The 15,112-nt window shown below is 69.7% G+C and carries 13 protein-coding genes; 11 read left to right on the plus strand and 2 right to left on the minus strand.

The window, feature by feature from the left end; all coding sequences use genetic code 11:
- Positions 1-36 precede the first annotated feature (36 nt).
- The gene (gene eccB / locus NL241_RS08650; RefSeq protein WP_494397299.1) at positions 37-1,377 is read left to right on the plus strand and encodes a type VII secretion protein EccB; all 1,341 of its coding nucleotides are present in this window, start codon (positions 37-39) and stop codon (positions 1,375-1,377) included.
- On the opposite strand, the gene mycP is transcribed toward eccB, so the two are convergent.
- Positions 1,330-2,700 (minus strand): type VII secretion-associated serine protease mycosin, encoded by a 1,371-nt coding sequence (gene mycP / locus NL241_RS08655; protein WP_494398269.1) that lies wholly within the window; start codon positions 2,698-2,700, stop codon positions 1,330-1,332. The genes eccB and mycP overlap by 48 nt on opposite strands.
- Positions 2,661-3,740, minus strand: coding sequence for an EsaB/YukD family protein (locus NL241_RS08660; protein WP_494397300.1), 1,080 nt, complete (start codon positions 3,738-3,740; stop codon positions 2,661-2,663). Before NL241_RS08660 ends, mycP begins: the two co-directional genes overlap by 40 nt.
- A 124-nt stretch (positions 3,741-3,864) precedes the next feature.
- On the opposite strand from NL241_RS08660, the gene eccCb reads away from it, so the two are divergent.
- The 10 genes from eccCb to NL241_RS08710 all read left to right on the plus strand — a co-directional run bounded on the left by eccCb (position 3,865) and on the right by NL241_RS08710 (position 15,084).
- On the plus strand, positions 3,865-7,443 hold the full coding sequence (gene eccCb, locus NL241_RS08665; RefSeq protein WP_494397301.1) for a type VII secretion protein EccCb: 3,579 nt from the start codon (positions 3,865-3,867) through the stop codon (positions 7,441-7,443).
- Positions 7,440-8,639 (plus strand): type VII secretion-associated protein, encoded by a 1,200-nt coding sequence (locus NL241_RS08670; protein ID WP_494397302.1) that lies wholly within the window; start codon positions 7,440-7,442, stop codon positions 8,637-8,639. The genes eccCb and NL241_RS08670 overlap by 4 nt, the downstream gene beginning before the upstream one ends.
- Positions 8,640-8,706: 67 nt before the next feature.
- Positions 8,707-9,027 (plus strand): WXG100 family type VII secretion target, encoded by a 321-nt coding sequence (locus tag NL241_RS08675; protein WP_487690935.1) that lies wholly within the window; start codon positions 8,707-8,709, stop codon positions 9,025-9,027.
- Between the two features lie 19 nt (positions 9,028-9,046).
- On the plus strand, positions 9,047-9,337 hold the full coding sequence (locus NL241_RS08680; protein ID WP_487690937.1) for a WXG100 family type VII secretion target: 291 nt from the start codon (positions 9,047-9,049) through the stop codon (positions 9,335-9,337).
- 168 nt (positions 9,338-9,505) lie between these two features.
- On the plus strand, positions 9,506-10,798 hold the full coding sequence (locus NL241_RS08685; protein ID WP_494397303.1) for a helix-turn-helix domain-containing protein: 1,293 nt from the start codon (positions 9,506-9,508) through the stop codon (positions 10,796-10,798).
- A 111-nt stretch (positions 10,799-10,909) separates the two neighbouring features.
- Positions 10,910-11,323, plus strand: a complete 414-nt coding sequence (locus NL241_RS08690) for an STAS domain-containing protein (RefSeq protein ID WP_494397304.1) — start codon at positions 10,910-10,912, stop codon at positions 11,321-11,323.
- A 141-nt stretch (positions 11,324-11,464) separates the two neighbouring features.
- Positions 11,465-12,988, plus strand: a complete 1,524-nt coding sequence (gene adh / locus NL241_RS08695) for an aldehyde dehydrogenase (protein WP_487690943.1) — start codon at positions 11,465-11,467, stop codon at positions 12,986-12,988.
- A 283-nt stretch (positions 12,989-13,271) separates the two neighbouring features.
- Positions 13,272-13,715 (plus strand): 50S ribosomal protein L13, encoded by a 444-nt coding sequence (gene rplM / locus NL241_RS08700; RefSeq protein WP_487690945.1) that lies wholly within the window; start codon positions 13,272-13,274, stop codon positions 13,713-13,715.
- Positions 13,712-14,224, plus strand: coding sequence for a 30S ribosomal protein S9 (gene rpsI, locus NL241_RS08705; RefSeq protein ID WP_494397305.1), 513 nt, complete (start codon positions 13,712-13,714; stop codon positions 14,222-14,224). Before rplM ends, rpsI begins: the two co-directional genes overlap by 4 nt.
- Before the next feature lie 335 nt (positions 14,225-14,559).
- Positions 14,560-15,084 (plus strand): hypothetical protein, encoded by a 525-nt coding sequence (locus tag NL241_RS08710; RefSeq protein ID WP_494397306.1) that lies wholly within the window; start codon positions 14,560-14,562, stop codon positions 15,082-15,084.
- Positions 15,085-15,112: the final 28 nt, after the last annotated feature.

Genomic DNA, 15,112 nt, shown 5'->3' on the forward strand with positions numbered 1-15,112 from the left:
ACACCCGGGCGAGCGTGGCCGCCATAGCGTGGCGCAATGGCACGACCGTCCAAACGGCTGCAGCTCAGCGCGCAGCGCTTCCTGGTGCACCGGATGGAACGCGCGCTGCTGGCCGCAGACATCCACACCGACGACAATTCGCCTCGCTCGCAATGGCTTTCGCTTGTGGCAGGCGCGGGCGCGGCGGCGGTGGCGGTGGCCCTGTGCACGGTCATGGCCGGGCTGCGGCCGGCGCCCACCTGGGGTGACGCCGGCATGGTCGTGGTGCGCGGCAGCGGTGCGCTCTACGTGCGTGTCGACGACGTCGTGCACCCGGTTCTCAACCTGACCTCCGCGCGGCTGATCACCGGGACCCCCGATGTGCCCGAGCAGGTCACTGCGGCGGCCCTCGAAGGCGTCGCCCGCGGTGTGCTGCTGGGCATTCCGGGCGCCCCGTCCGAGATCGGCGAACCGCTGACCGACTCGGGGTGGACGGTGTGTGACCACAATGCGACGACGCTGATCGCGGGGGCTCTGGGCTCCACCGCGAGGCCGCTCGCGCCGGACCACGGGGTTCTGGTGGCCGGCCCGTCGGGCACGGTCTACCTGGTGTACGACGGCCGGCGGGCCCGGGTGGACCTCACCGACCCCGGTGTCGTCAGAGCGCTTGGCGCCGAGGGTATCCGCCCCGCCCTCGTGTCGCGGGCACTACTGGAACTGGTGCCGGAAGTGGCGCCGATCCGTACCCCGCAGATACCGGCCCTCGGCGCGCCGGGGCCGGCAGCCCTGCCCGGATTCATGATCGGTGACGTGGTGCAGGTGCGCGGGGCGAGCGAGGCGCAGTTCTATGTGGTGCTGGCCGGCGGGATCCAACGAATCGGGCAGGTGGCCGCGGACGTCCTGCGGGCAGCCGGGCGAGCCTCCTCGGTCACCTCCATTGCCCCGGCCTCGCTGGCCGCGATTCCGGAACTGGGCGTGCTGCCGGTGGCCGGCTTCCCCGACCGGATCGGCGCGGTCAGTGGTGACGAGCACGGGGTCTGCGCATCATGGCGCGACGGTAGCGTCGATGTGCTGTCCGGGCCGACTCCATTGGAGGCGACGCAGATGCCGGTCGAGTTGGCGCAGGCCGACGGCGCCGGACCCCGAACCGATGCTGTGTACCTGCCGGCCGGCCGGCAGGTACACCTGACCGAGGGAACAGGTTCGGGCGCAGGCTGGCTGGTCACCGAGTTCGGCACCCGGTTTCCCGTCGCGGACGCCGACACCGCGCGGGTGCTGGCCCTGCCCGCGCCCACCGCGGTCCCGCGCGCCGTCCTCGAGGCGCTGCCGCAGGGCCCGGCGCTGAGCCGGTCAGCCGCCCTCACCGCCCACGACACCATCTCCACCCGGTCGCGGTAGCCTGCCCAGCACAGCGGTTCCGATCAGCAGCACCACACAGAGCCCGGTCCCGGCCACCGCGGTGGCCGCCGCCCTGCCGTTCGACGACGCGGGCGGAGGCGGTGTCGGTGCGGCGATACTCCGGGGTGCCGGCAGCGGTACCGGAGCGGGCGGCGTTTCGGCGCTCAGTGCAGCAGCCGGGTCCACCACCCCGTGGCCGGTCTCCGGGGTCCAGCCCGTCGACACAGGGCGTGCCGTCGACTCGAGACGTTGCATGACCTGCCGTGCCGTCAGCTCCGGGAAGCGGGACCGCACCAGGGCGGCGACACCACTGACCACCGGCGCGGCGTAACTGGTCCCCGATATCGGCATGGTGCGGCCGAACGCCGGGAGTGCATCGACCACGCCGCTGCCACTCGGATGTAACGACACCACCTGCTCGCCGGGTGCGGCGATGTCCACCCACGGACCGGGCAGGCTGAAATCGGACGGCGCACCCGTCGGACCGACCGATCCGACGGTCAGTACGTAATCGTCATACCAGCCGGGGCTGGTGATCACCGTGGTTGTCTCCCAGTCGGATTCGCTGTCCTCCGGCGGTCTGGGGCACCTGCCCGCACCGCCGATGTTCCCCGCGGCGGCCACCACCACGGCGTCTTTGACATCCACGGCATAGGCCAGCGCGGCGCCGAGGGCGCGGTCGTCCAGCGGGCCGGCGGCGCAGGCGACGGTGGAGATGTTGATGACGGTGGCGCCCAGGTCGGCAGCCGTCCGTACCGCCATGGCCATGGTGTTCACATCGCCGGAGCCGGTATCAGAGGAGTCGGCGGCGGTGAACATGGCGCTGGACTGGCGGATCGCCAGGATGGCGGCGGCCGGAGCGATGCCTGAGAATCCCATCGGGTCGTCGAGATCGGCTGTGGCGGCGATGATTCCGGCAACCAGCGTGCCGTGGCCGTCGCAGTCCTGGGTCCCGTCACCTGTCGACACGTAATCACCTCCGGCGTGGACTTCGGCGAGCCGCCGATGCCGTGCCACACCGGTGTCGATGACAGCGACCCGCTGACCCTGGCCGCGGGACAACTGATGGACCGCCGTGACATCGAAGAACCCAGGCGCGGAACGGGGTTTGGCCGCCACCGGCACAGTTGCACACGGCTCCCGCTGCACACTGGGTCGCGGCGGTGCCGGTGCTGCGGCCGCGGGTAACAGGCCAGCGTCCACCACGGGCGGACTCACGGCGTGGGCGGCAGGCACCGCGGCCGACAGTGCGAGGGTGACGACAGCGAGGCTGGCCGCCGCCCTCACGGCAGCAGCCCGCCGAACGCGCCCACGGTCCAGCATCCCCACGGTGTCACCGCGGCCAGCAACCCGAGTTCGAGTCCGTTGAGCACCCGGTCGGTCACCGGCGACACCGGGATTCGACCAGAAGACACCGCAAGCAGGAGGCCCGCGACGCCGAGCACCACGGCGACCAGGCAGGACACCAGGGGAACCTGAACCCCCAGTCGCAGTAAAGCAGCTGCGGCGCAGACCATTCCACCACCACCCAATGCGAATGCCGACAGCGCCTGACGATGGGCCCGGATACGAAGCGCCAGGACAGCCGCCACCACGGCGCCCAACACACACGCGGCCCACCCCGGCTGTGCGCAGGCGACGGCGACCACGCCCAGGGCAGCACCCGCCGCCGCCCCCGCCGTCAGGGCCGCCAGCCGGCGATGCAGGACAGCGGGTTCCGCGCCCGCGGACACCCGGACCACCAACCGGGCCGCACAGGTGAGCACCGCCAGCGAGACCACCACCAGTGCCACACCACTGGTGGCCACGCTCAGCCCGCCGAGTGTTCCCACCAGGGCCACCACCGAACACAACGCCGCCACCCACGCCGTTGCGGACCCGGCACCTGCAGGATCGCCGACCACCCGCACCGAGACCACAGCGGTGACCGCCGCCGCGGCCGACGCCAGCAACACATCGGGTAGACCCGGTCCGCCCGGTACCACCAGAACGCCGGTCAGGGCGGCCATCACCGTCGCGACCACCGCTCCGGCCCGGCGAACCACCAGCGGGCCCGCCGGGTGGGACTGCCCGGCCGCAGCCGCGACGGCCACCGCCGGGTCGATCACCGCCGGCGCACGATGCGCCACCCCGGCCGACCGCAGCACCAACACCGATCCATCGCGAACACCGTTCTGCTGCAGTGTCTTCGATGAATCCAGCGGTCCATGCCCGATGGGCGCCAGCGCGCCCCCGCGGCCGGGACGCAGCCCCACCTCGCTCAGCAGGTCATGCAACACCGGCAGCAGCACCGCCACCGGGACGTCGCCGGGGAGGGTCAGATCAATGCCGTCACCGCCGGTGTACACCACAACGCGAGTCACGCCCGGGACTGTAAGCACGCCCGCGTGCCGGCCGTACACCGTTGTGCACAGGTGAATTGCCAAGCGGCGCGCGGCTGCTTAGCGTCCGCACTCACATCGCAGCTGCTATCGGCGGGGAGGGCCAATGCACGTGGAGATCCCGGTGGCGGCACCGCCCGCGGTGCCCACCGCGGCGCCCACCGCCATGCTGAGCCGGCTCATCCCGATCCTCACCCTGGTGATCACGGCGGCCATGGTGGCCGCGGTCTACGCGGCCGGCTCGCCGCTGGTGAGCAGTCCCATGTTCTTGATGTTCCCCGCGGTGCTGGTGGTGTCGGCTTTGGGCAGTCTCGCCCAGGGTGCCGGCAGGCAGGGCACGGCCGAGATGAACGCCGCCCGCCGCCGCTACCTGGCCTACCTTCATGACATCGGTGCACAACTCGGGGACGCCGCGGCCGCACAACGGAATTCGGCGGAAGTCGAGCACCCCGAGCCCGACGAGTTGTGGCAGCTGGCGGGGACACCGCGGCAGTGGGAGCGCGACCCCGGCCACGTGTCGTTCTGCCGGATCAGGGTGGGCCGAGGGCAGGTGGCGGCGACCACCCGGCCGGTCGCGCCACAGCAGGACGACAGTGGTGAGGTCGATCCGGTGACAACCGCGGCGCTACAGCGACTGCTCACTGCGCACACCGTCCTGGAGGACGTCCCGGAGACCGTGGACTTGCGGCAGACGCCGCTGCTGCGACTCGGCGGCGACGAGGCAGCTGCCCGTGCGTTGGCGCGCGCGATGCTGTGCCAGCTCGCCGTTTTCCACAGCCCGGCCGAGGTGGCGATCGTCGCGGTGACCGGCGGTGGACAGCGGCACCAGTGGGATTGGCTGAAATGGCTTCCGCATCATCGGGATCCGTTGATGGCCGATGCTGCCGGTCCGCGGCGGCTGACGTTCCGGACAGTCAGCGCCGCGCTTGCTGCCACGCCGGAGGACCGGATCACGGTGCTCGTCATCGACGGTGTGGAAGCCGGGAACTATCCGGGTGGCCCGCAGGTGGCGGCCATCTGCATCACCGGCGCCTCGCCGAGTCCGGACCTGCCCGTGGTGCAACCCGATGCGTTGTCCCTGCTGTCGGCCGCGACGTGTGCCCGTCGCCTCGCGGCGCACTGCGGCGCACCGCAGCCCCGCGAGCGCCCGGACTGGCTGGGCTTGCTCGACGGGTCCGGCTCGCGGCTGCGCTGCCCGATCGGCACCACCGAAGAGGGCGAACCGCTGTATCTGGACATCAACGAGGCGGCACTCGGCGGTGCGGGGCCACACGGATTATGCCTGGGGGCAACGGGATCGGGTAAATCAGAACTGTTGCGTACGGTCGCACTCGGCATGATCGCCCGGCACTCACCCGAGGAACTGAACCTCGTCCTCGTCGACTTCAAGGGTGGGGCCACATTCCTGGACCTGGAGCGCGCCCCGCACGTGAGTGCGGTCATCACCAACCTCGCGGAGGAGGCGCATCTGGTCGACCGTATGCAGGACGCTCTCGGAGGCGAGATCCAGCGTCGCCAACAGCTCCTGCGGTCGGCGGGCAACCTGGCCGGCGTGACGGCCTACGCGCAGGAGCGAAGGTCCCGTCCCGATCTTCCGGCGCTGCCGGCGCTGTTCCTGATCATCGACGAGTTCTCCGAGCTGCTCAGCTCGCACCCGGAGTTCATCGAGCAGTTCGTGGCGATCGGACGGCTGGGTAGATCGCTGGGCGTCCACCTGCTGTTGGCCAGCCAGCGCCTCGACGAAGGTCGACTGCGTGGTCTGGACTCGCATCTTTCCTACCGTATCTGCCTGAAAACACTGTCGCCCAATGAGTCCCGGATCGCGATCGGTGTTCCCGACGCCCACCATCTGCCCACCGCCCCGGGCGCGGCCTACTTCAAGGTCGGTGCCGCCGATCCGGTCCGCTTCCAGGCCGCCCATGTCTCTGGGCCGGCGCCCGCGAGCAGGGCACCGGTGGTGGAGTCGCCGCAGGCGCCGGCGGTGTTCAGCTGCGCGCAGGTCGGTGTGGTGCGGCCGGTTGCGGCGGTCCGTGCCACCGACCGGCGGGTCCTGGAGGTGGTCCTCGACGGGGTGGCCGGTTCCGGGCCGACGGCGCACCGGGTGTGGTTGCCGCCGCTGACGCGATCACCGACCCTGGACAGCCTGACGGCGGAACCAGTTGCGCCTCTGGTGATCCCGATCGGAATGTCCGACCGGGCATTCGAGCAGCGCTATGCACCGGTGGTTCTCGATCTGTCCGGGGCGGCCGGAAACGTCGCGGTGGTCGGGGCGCCACAATCGGGGAAGTCCACCGCGCTGCGGACGTTGGTGCTGGCGCTGGCCGCGCGCCACAGTCCGGCAGATGTGCAGCTGTACTGCCTGGACTTCGGCGGCGGCGGCCTGGCCGCGCTGGCGACGCTGCCGCACATCGGCGCGCTGGCAGGGCGGCAGCAGCCCGATCTGGTGCACCGCACGGTGGCGCATGTCGCGGCCGTGGTGCGACGCCGCGAGGCCCTGTTCGGTGCTCGCGGCATCGGTTCCGTGGCCGACTACCGACGGCAACGGCCGGCCGGGTCAGAGGATCCGTATGGCGACGTGTTCCTGGTCGTCGACGGCTGGCCCACCGTGCGACAGGAGTTCGACGGGCTCGACTCCGCCATCACCGCGATCGCCGCCGACGGGTTGTCCTTCGGCGTGCATGTGGTGCTGTCGGCGTCCCGGTGGGCAGATATCCGGCCGGCGCTGAAAGACCAGATCGGCACTCGCCTCGAGCTGCGGTTGGGCGATCCGGTGGACTCGGAGATCGACCGCGCCCGCGCCCGCGCCGTGCCGGCGAACCGGCCCGGTAGTGGTCTGGCGCCGGACGGGGCGCCCATGCTGGTGGCGTTACCCCGGCTCGACGGCGTGTCCAGCAGTGCAGGGCTCACCGAGCAGGTCAACGCGGCCGCCGCCACGCTGGCGGCTCGACACCACGGGCCGCGAGCACCCCAGGTGCGGCTGTTGCCCGACCAGCTCGACTATCACCAGATGCCGAAACCCCCGCTACCCGTATTGGGGGTGGGCGGCGACGAATGCTCCTTGGTGACAATCGATTTCGCGGAGCATCCGCTGCTCCTGGTGTCCGGCGATCCCGGGTGCGGCAAGACCGCGGTACTGCGCCTGCTCTACCGCGAGATCTGCCGCACTACCGCGCCATCGGCAGCGCAGGTGTACCTGATCGATCCCCGGCGCACACTGCTCGCCGAACACCACCCGGACCGGGTGGCGGGATACGCGGCCACCGCCGCGCAGTGCACCGACGTGGTCGCGACGCTGGCGGCCCTGCTCCGCGGCCGCATCCCCGGAGCGGATGTCACCGCAGCGCAGCTTCGGGCGCGGTCGTGGTGGACCGGCCCCGAGGTGTACCTGATCGTCGACGACCATGACCTCATCGCCGGTGCCGCGGGCAATCCGCTCTCACCTGTCCTCGAGCTGCTCCCGCACGCCTCCGACATCGGCTTGCGCCTCGTGGTGGCGCAGCGCGAGACGGCCCGGTCACTGTATGAGCCGGTGCCGGCCGCGATGCGTGACCTCGCCGCGGTCACCGTGCAGATGGGGCACGGCGACGACGCGCGGCGCCCGCAGCCATTGCGGCCCGGCCGCGCCGTGATGACCACCCGGTCCGGACGGCACTTGCTGCAGCTGGCGTGGGTGGAGCCGGCGTGACCGCGGCGATCTGCGCGGTCGGGCCCGCTACCATCGCCCGGCTGCCCGGCGACCCACCCGAGGCGCACCCCGCCGGGGTGGCCCTGGTGCAGGCGGCCCTCGATGGCGGGGACGGGCGCTGTGTGCTCGTCGGCGATGAACCCGCCCCACTGCAACGGGTGTGGCTGGACAGCCTGGCACCGCTGCTCGCCGGCGCTGACCGCGCGGTGCTGATCCACCCCTCGTGGTGGACCGCGCCGCGGATCGAGACGGTGCGCGCCGCGGTGGCGGGCCTGGATGCCGACGCGGAACTGATGTCGCGTTCCGTGGTGCTAGGGCACCGGCATCCCCGCGCCGTTGTCGTGGAGATCGCGCCGCACGCCGTCCTGGTGCTGCGCGACGGCCTGCCCGTCGCCGTGCACCAGCGGATCTGCGCGCCCGATGCGGTGGCGCGTCGCGTCGCCGAAACCGTTCTCGGGGCTGGGCGGGAGGGGCCCGCCGTCATCGACACCCCGGCACAGGTCGCCGGCGCCTTCGAGGTCGCCGCGGCGGTCGAAGCGGCGCTGGCATGCCACTCGGTCCAGGTCCGGAGCTCGGATGACCGGCAATTGTTCTGGGCAGCAACCACACTCGTGCGCTCGACGCCCCAGCCCGGGCCCGTCGAGGCCAGGGAATTGCGACGGATCCGTTGGCCGGCGGTGTTGTTCACCGTCGCGCTCGCCGCCGTCATCCTGGCGGCCGGCGTCATCGTCGCACCCGGGGAGCGTCGCGAACGCGCGGCCCCCACGCCGGTCGCCGCGCTGGTCGAAGGCAGCGTCACCCTGCAGATCCCCGCCCACTGGATCGTTCGCAGGATCACCTCCGGCCCGGGATCGGCGCGTGTGCAGGTCATCTCGCCGGAAGACAGCGACGCGATGGTGCACATCACCCAGTCCCGGCTGGTGGATCCGGACCTGGCCGCCACCGCGACCGCACTACGGCGTGCGGTCGACGCCGAACCCCAGGGCACCTTCGTCGACTTCAACCCCGCCGATCACCGTGCCGGCCGGGCGGCGGTCACCTACCGCGAGATCCGGCCCGGGCGCGACATCCTGTGGACGGTGCTCGTCGACGGTGATGTGCGCATCAGCATCGGCTGTCAGAACGCAACCGGCCGCAGCATCGCGGTGGCGGCCGCCTGCGACGACGCGATACGCACCGCCCAAAGACTTCGATGAGGGAACCAAATCGACTCCGGGACAGACGAACAGAGAAACAGCACCGACACGCTGAAGGAGACCGCCGATGACCAACGCCTCGCTGACCACAGATTTCGCGCTGATGCGCGCCGCTGCCGACACCACCGACGCCCGCTGCGCGGAGATACGGACACTGCTGCAGGGCTGCATCGGCAGACTGTCGGCGGTCCCGCCCTCGGTGTGGGGTGGGATGGCGGCCACCCGCTTCCAAGACGTGGTGCAGCGCTGGAATGCCGAAACCGTCAAGCTGTGCCACGCATTGGACAACATCGCCGCGACAATCCGGCACAACGAGCAGACGTTGAACGAAGCCGGCCACCAGCACGCGCAACAGATCGCCGCCGTGGCCTCCGAGCTCCGTCCCTGACCCACCGAGGAGAACACCCATGGACCAGATCAGCTACGACTTCAACGAGATCGACCTCGCCGTGCGGCAGGAGATCCAGACCACCGCGACGCGGCTCAATGCCGCCCTCGACGACCTGACCGCGCGGATCGCCCCGCTACAGCAGGTCTGGACCCGGGAAGCGGCGCAGGCCTACCTCGTGCAGCAGACCGCCTGGCGTCAGTCCGCCGCAGCGCTCAACGACATCCTGATGCGGCTCGGCAACGCCGTCGCCCAGGGCGCCGGACACGTCGCTGACACCGACCGGGCGGCGGCCAACGCCTGGCGGTGACACCACGAACCTGTGCGGCCCTGCGGGGAATGGAGAGCCCTGCGGGGCCGCACAGCAACCGCCCGGGAACAAGTGGCTGCGCAGTGGCTCGCCGAACGGATAGGGTGGCGGCACACGGCGAGTCCGAGGACGTGGCACTCGCCAAGGGAACGGTGATCGCCGGTGGACATGACACAGGATTCGCGCGACCGGGTAGCAGCCCGGACGCTTCTTGCTGTGCACGAAAGATTCGTCACCGGTGAGGTCGACGCCACCTACCTCGACGCCAACCAGGTGCGGCCGGTGGTGGCCGAGAGTTGGCGGCGCAGCCTGGCCGGCGGCGTCGACCCCGACCTCGGCGGTGCCCGGCAGTCGTCGGTGGCGCTCACGGTGGCCCGCCTGCGCGAGACCCACCCCTTGGCACCCGCGCTGCCGGTGATCCGGCGCCTGCTCGTCGATGACGCCGTCGACTCGGGCGTGGTGGTGGCGGTCAGCGCCGCCGACGGCACGCTGCTGTGGGTGGAAGGCGACCCGGTGATGCGGCGTAAAGCCGAGGCCATGAATTTCCTGCCCGGCGCCGACTGGAGCGAACGGGGAGCCGGCACCAACGCCCCGGGCACCGCGCTGGCACTGGACCGGGAACTGCAGATCCGCGGTGGCGAACATTTCTCCCGCGTCGTCCAGCCCTGGAGTTGCACCGCGGCACCGGTCCACGACCCCAGCACCGGCGCGCTGCTGGGTGCGATCGACCTGACCGGCGGTGCCGAGGTGGCCTCCCCACAGACGCTGGCCCTGGTGCGGGCGACGGTGGTGGCCGTCGAGAGCCACCTGGCGCTGTTGCGGCTCACCGGCAACACCACCCCCGAACCAGCGGCGCGCAAACCGCATCTGGTGGTGCTCGGGGCCGAGCGGCCACGCTGGGTCACCACCGATGACCTCGGCCATCTGCGGGCCACCGGACTCACCGGACGCCACGCCGACATCCTGGTGCTGCTCAGCCGCCACCCGGAAGGGCTGTCCGCCGACCACCTCGCGGTACTGCTCGACGACAAGGACCTCGACGTCGTCACCGTCCGTGCCGAGATGTCGCGGCTGCGAAAGGTGATCGGGCCCGAGCACCTCACCTCACGTCCCTACAAGCTGCTGGTGCCGGTCACCTCCGACATCGGCGAGATCTTCGATGCGCTCGACGCCGGTGACGTGGAGTCGGCGCTGGCCCGATACCAGGGGCCGCTGCTACCGCAGTCGGCGTCACCGGCCATCGCCCGGCTGCGTACCCAGCTGTCCGCGTCGCTGCGGGGAGCGGTGCTGGCCGAGGCGGCACGTGGGAGGACGGACCTGCTGCGGCGGTGGCTGGAATCGCCGGAGGGCCGCGATGACCGCGACGGGTGGCGGGTGCTGCGCGACAGCGCGGTGATCGATCCGCTGCGCCGCGCTCAAGCAGGCGGGCACCTGGCCGGCATCGACTACGAACTCAGCTGACCCGCGTGGTGAAGTGCCCGAATTCTCGCGATCAGGTTTGATGAATTCGAAATTGGGGTAACCCACCGGCCAAATCGGCCTGAGCAGCACTTATCGAGTGGTGGAATCACGGTGACGGTCACGTACCTCCAAGGTGTGCAGGATGACTGCGCCCTGCGGTCACGCCGGGCCACGCGCTCGACACCCCTGGTAGTCACCCGCCTCGACCACGCGGTGACCTCGGAACTCGTCATCGCCGCGGTGGGTGAGGTCGACGCGAAGAACGCCAAGGCCTTCGCCGACCAGGTATGTGCTCTGATCGCCGATGCTGGCCAGGGGCGCGACATCACCGTCGACCTGTCCGAGCTGGACTTTCTGGCCGTCGACGGATGCACGGCCCTGCACGCGGTCAACGCGTTGGTCATGCGGTGCGGGGCTTCTTGGGCGGTGCTCCCCAGTCCGGCGGTGCACCGGGTGCTGCAACTGTGCGACCCCGCCTCGCTGATCCCGCTGACCGAGGCCCAGGAACTCGCCGAACCCGCCTGATCACAGCGATTCTGGCCGGGTTCGCGACGATGCAACTGTGGTGCAACGGTTCAACTCTTACCGTGGTGACGCACGACACATTCGTGACTCACTGACAGCTGATTTCAGCTGGAGGAGCAGCAGACGGTAGGAGATGAATCGATGACCACCTACGCCCGGCCAGGTGCCGACGGCGCGCTGATGTCCTTCGACGCACGCTATGACAACTACATCGGCGGCGAATGGGTGCCGCCGAACGCGGGCCGTTACTTCCAGAACCCCACCCCCGTCACCGGCGAGGTGTTCTGCGAGGTGGCCCGCTCCGACGAATCCGATATCGAGAAGGCCCTCGACGCCGCTCACGCCGCCGCCCCCGCCTGGGGTAAGACCTCGGCCGCCGAGCGTGCGCTGATCCTCAACAAGATCGCCGACCGCATCGAAGAGAACCTCGACTCCATCGCCGTCGCCGAATCATGGGACAACGGCAAGCCGATCCGGGAGACCCTGGCCGCCGACATCCCGCTGGCCGTCGACCACTTCCGGTACTTCGCCGGCGCGATCCGCGCCCAGGAAGGTTCGCTATCGGAGATCGACGACGACACGGTGGCCTACCACTTCCACGAGCCGCTCGGCGTCGTCGGCCAGATCATCCCGTGGAACTTCCCGATCCTGATGGCGGTGTGGAAGCTGGCTCCGGCACTGGCCGCCGGAAATGCCGTGGTGCTCAAGCCCGCCGAGCAGACCCCGGCCTCGATCCTGTACCTGGTGTCGTTGATCGGCGACCTGCTGCCCGCCGGTGTGCTCAACGTGGTGAACGGCTTCGGTGTCGAGGCCGGCAAGCCGCTGGCCTCCAGCAACCGGATCGCCAAGATCGCCTTCACCGGCGAGACCACCACGGGCCGGCTGATCATGCAGTACGCCTCGCAGAACCTGATCCCGGTCACCCTGGAACTCGGCGGCAAGAGCCCGAACATCTTCTTCAGCGATGTGCTGGCCGCCGCCGACAACTACCAGGACAAGGCGCTCGAGGGCTTCACGATGTTCGCCCTCAACCAGGGCGAGGTGTGCACCTGCCCGTCGCGCTCGCTGATCCAGGCCGATATCTACGACGAGTTCCTGGCTCTGGCTGCGATTCGCACCAAGGCAGTGCGCCAGGGCGACCCGCTGGACACCGAGACCATGATCGGCGCCCAGGCCTCCAACGATCAGCTCGAGAAGATCCTGTCCTACATCGAGATCGGCAAGAGCGAAGGCGCCCAGGTGGTCACCGGAGGTGAGCGTGCCCAGCTCGGCGGTGACCTCAACGGCGGTTACTACGTGGCGCCGACCATCTTCACCGGCCACAACAAGATGCGGATCTTCCAGGAAGAGATCTTCGGTCCGGTGGTCGCGGTGACGTCGTTCAAGGACTACGACGAGGCGATCTCCATCGCCAACGACACCCTCTACGGCTTGGGCGCCGGCGTGTGGTCCCGCAACGGCAACACCGCCTACCGGGCCGGCCGTGACATCAAAGCCGGCCGGGTGTGGACCAACTGCTACCACCAGTACCCCGCGCACGCCGCGTTCGGTGGGTACAAGCAGTCCGGTATCGGCCGCGAGAACCACAAGATGATGCTCGATCACTACCAGCAGACCAAGAACCTGCTGGTGAGCTACAGCGACAACGCTCTGGGCTTCTTCTGATCAAGGAAGCCCATCGGCGAGTGCGGATCCCCTTTCCACCGTCCTCGCCCAAGATCGGGCGGGTGCTCTCCTCCCCGGGAGCGCCCGCCCGATCGGCGTTTTGACCTGCACCGACACGCACAGGTAAGCTGCTCCGTCGGCGTGCGGTACGCCCGGACTCTCCGGGAACGCGTCGCTTCCGGGTCAGTGTCGGTCGCCGGAAGTGTTCACCGCTTCGCCTGGCCGACGCCCGGTTTCCGGGATCCACAAGCCCGTGAGGGCCCGAGAAGAGAAGGTAAGCGCTGTGCCTACGTACACGCCGAAGGCAGGTGACACCACCAGTTCGTGGTACGTCATCGATGCCACGGATGTGGTGCTCGGCCGGCTCGCCGTCGAAGCAGCCAAGCTGCTCCGCGGCAAGCACAAGCCGACATTCACCCCCAATGTCGATGGTGGCGATTTCGTGATCGTCATCAACGCCGACAAGATCGCCGTCAGCGGTGACAAGCTCCAGACGAAGTTCGCCTACCGCCACTCGGGTTTCCCGGGCGGTCTGCGCGCACGCTCGCTGGGCGATGAGATGGCCAAGCACGCCGACCGCGTGGTCGAGCGGGCCATCGTCGGGATGCTCCCGCACAACAAGCTGAGCCGCCAGATCCAGAAGAAGCTGCGCGTTTACGCCGGCCCGGATCATCCGCACGCCGCTCAGCAGCCGATTCCGTTCGAAATCAAGCAGGTGAGCCAGTGACCGAAACCACCGACACCACAGAAGACTTCAGCGCCGACGTCGTTGCCGATGAAGCGTTCGTGACGGAAGAGGTCGCCGCGTCGTACGACGATGACGCAGTGGCGCGCGAGCCCATCTACATCGACCGTCCCATCCAGACCGTCGGCCGCCGTAAGGAAGCCGTCGTCCGGGTGCGCCTGGTTCCGGGCACCGGCAAGTTCGATCTCGATGGCCGCACCCTCGAGGCGTACTTCCCGAACAAGGTGCACCAGCAGCTGATCAAGGCTCCGCTGGTGACCGTCGATCGCCTGGAGAGCTTCGACATCTTCGCTCACCTCGATGGTGGCGGCCCGTCCGGCCAGGCCGGCGCGCTGCGTCTGGCCATCGCCCGAGCGCTGATCCTGGTCACCCCCGAGGATCGTCCGGCGCTGAAGAAGGCCGGCTTCCTGACCCGCGATCCGCGTGCGATCGAGCGTAAGAAGTACGGCCTCAAGAAGGCCCGTAAGGCGCCTCAGTACTCGAAGCGCTGATCCAAAGAGTTCGAGATGGTCGCCGAGCACGTGTCAACGTGCTCGGCGATCGTCGTTTCGGGGGAGTAACACCCAAGTGTGACCTGTCACACACCACAATCTCAGGAAATCGCCGCACCTGGCTGCCCTGCGATGTCGCCAAAGACAGTTACTTAGCGCGCCGCACCCATCGCGGCCACTGTGTGATCGGTGGTTGAGTTTCCGCCCCGGGATGAGACAGCCTCAGATCCGGAAGCGCGGGCGTCTGAGTCACGTCGGCAGAGATTCTGCCTCCGGAACCGAGCACGTCGCTCGTGCGTCCGGACCGTGGCTTCGCGATTCGGAAGGGGTACCTGATGAAGGTAATCAGCAAGAACTTCAAGACTGCCGCCGTGGGCACCTTGTTCGGGGGCTCGCTGCTGTTCACCGCGGGCATGGGCATTGCAGGCGCCGAGCCGGTACCGGCTCCGGTGCCCGACGGCCTCGTCAACGTCACCGTGGGTGGCACCACCATCCTCGACAGCGTGCCGGCCGACGTCGCCAGTAACGCCAGCGCCGCGATCTGCGGCACTGCTGCCACCGATGTCAACGTGCTGGCCCAGCAGGTGGACACCCAGGGCGTCAACCAGACGGTCTGCGCGGGGCTGCCTGGAGGTGACCTGGTGCTGACGCAGAACGTGAGCGCTGAAACGCCGTCACCGGTGTTCCCGGAGACCGAATCCGACAGCGCGGGCGAAGGCTCGGCCGAGGGTAGCGCGGGTAGCGCCGAAGGCGGCGCCGCCGAGGCTCCGACCGGCTCCGCCGAGAGCGCCGAGGGCGACACCAGCGGCGCGGGCGCGGCTGAGCCGCCGGCCGCTGAAGGCGAAGAAGACGCCGGATAACTGACGCCGGTTCACCGCCCGTACCCAC

It is taken from the genome of Mycolicibacterium sp. SMGY-1XX (genome assembly GCF_059132455.1).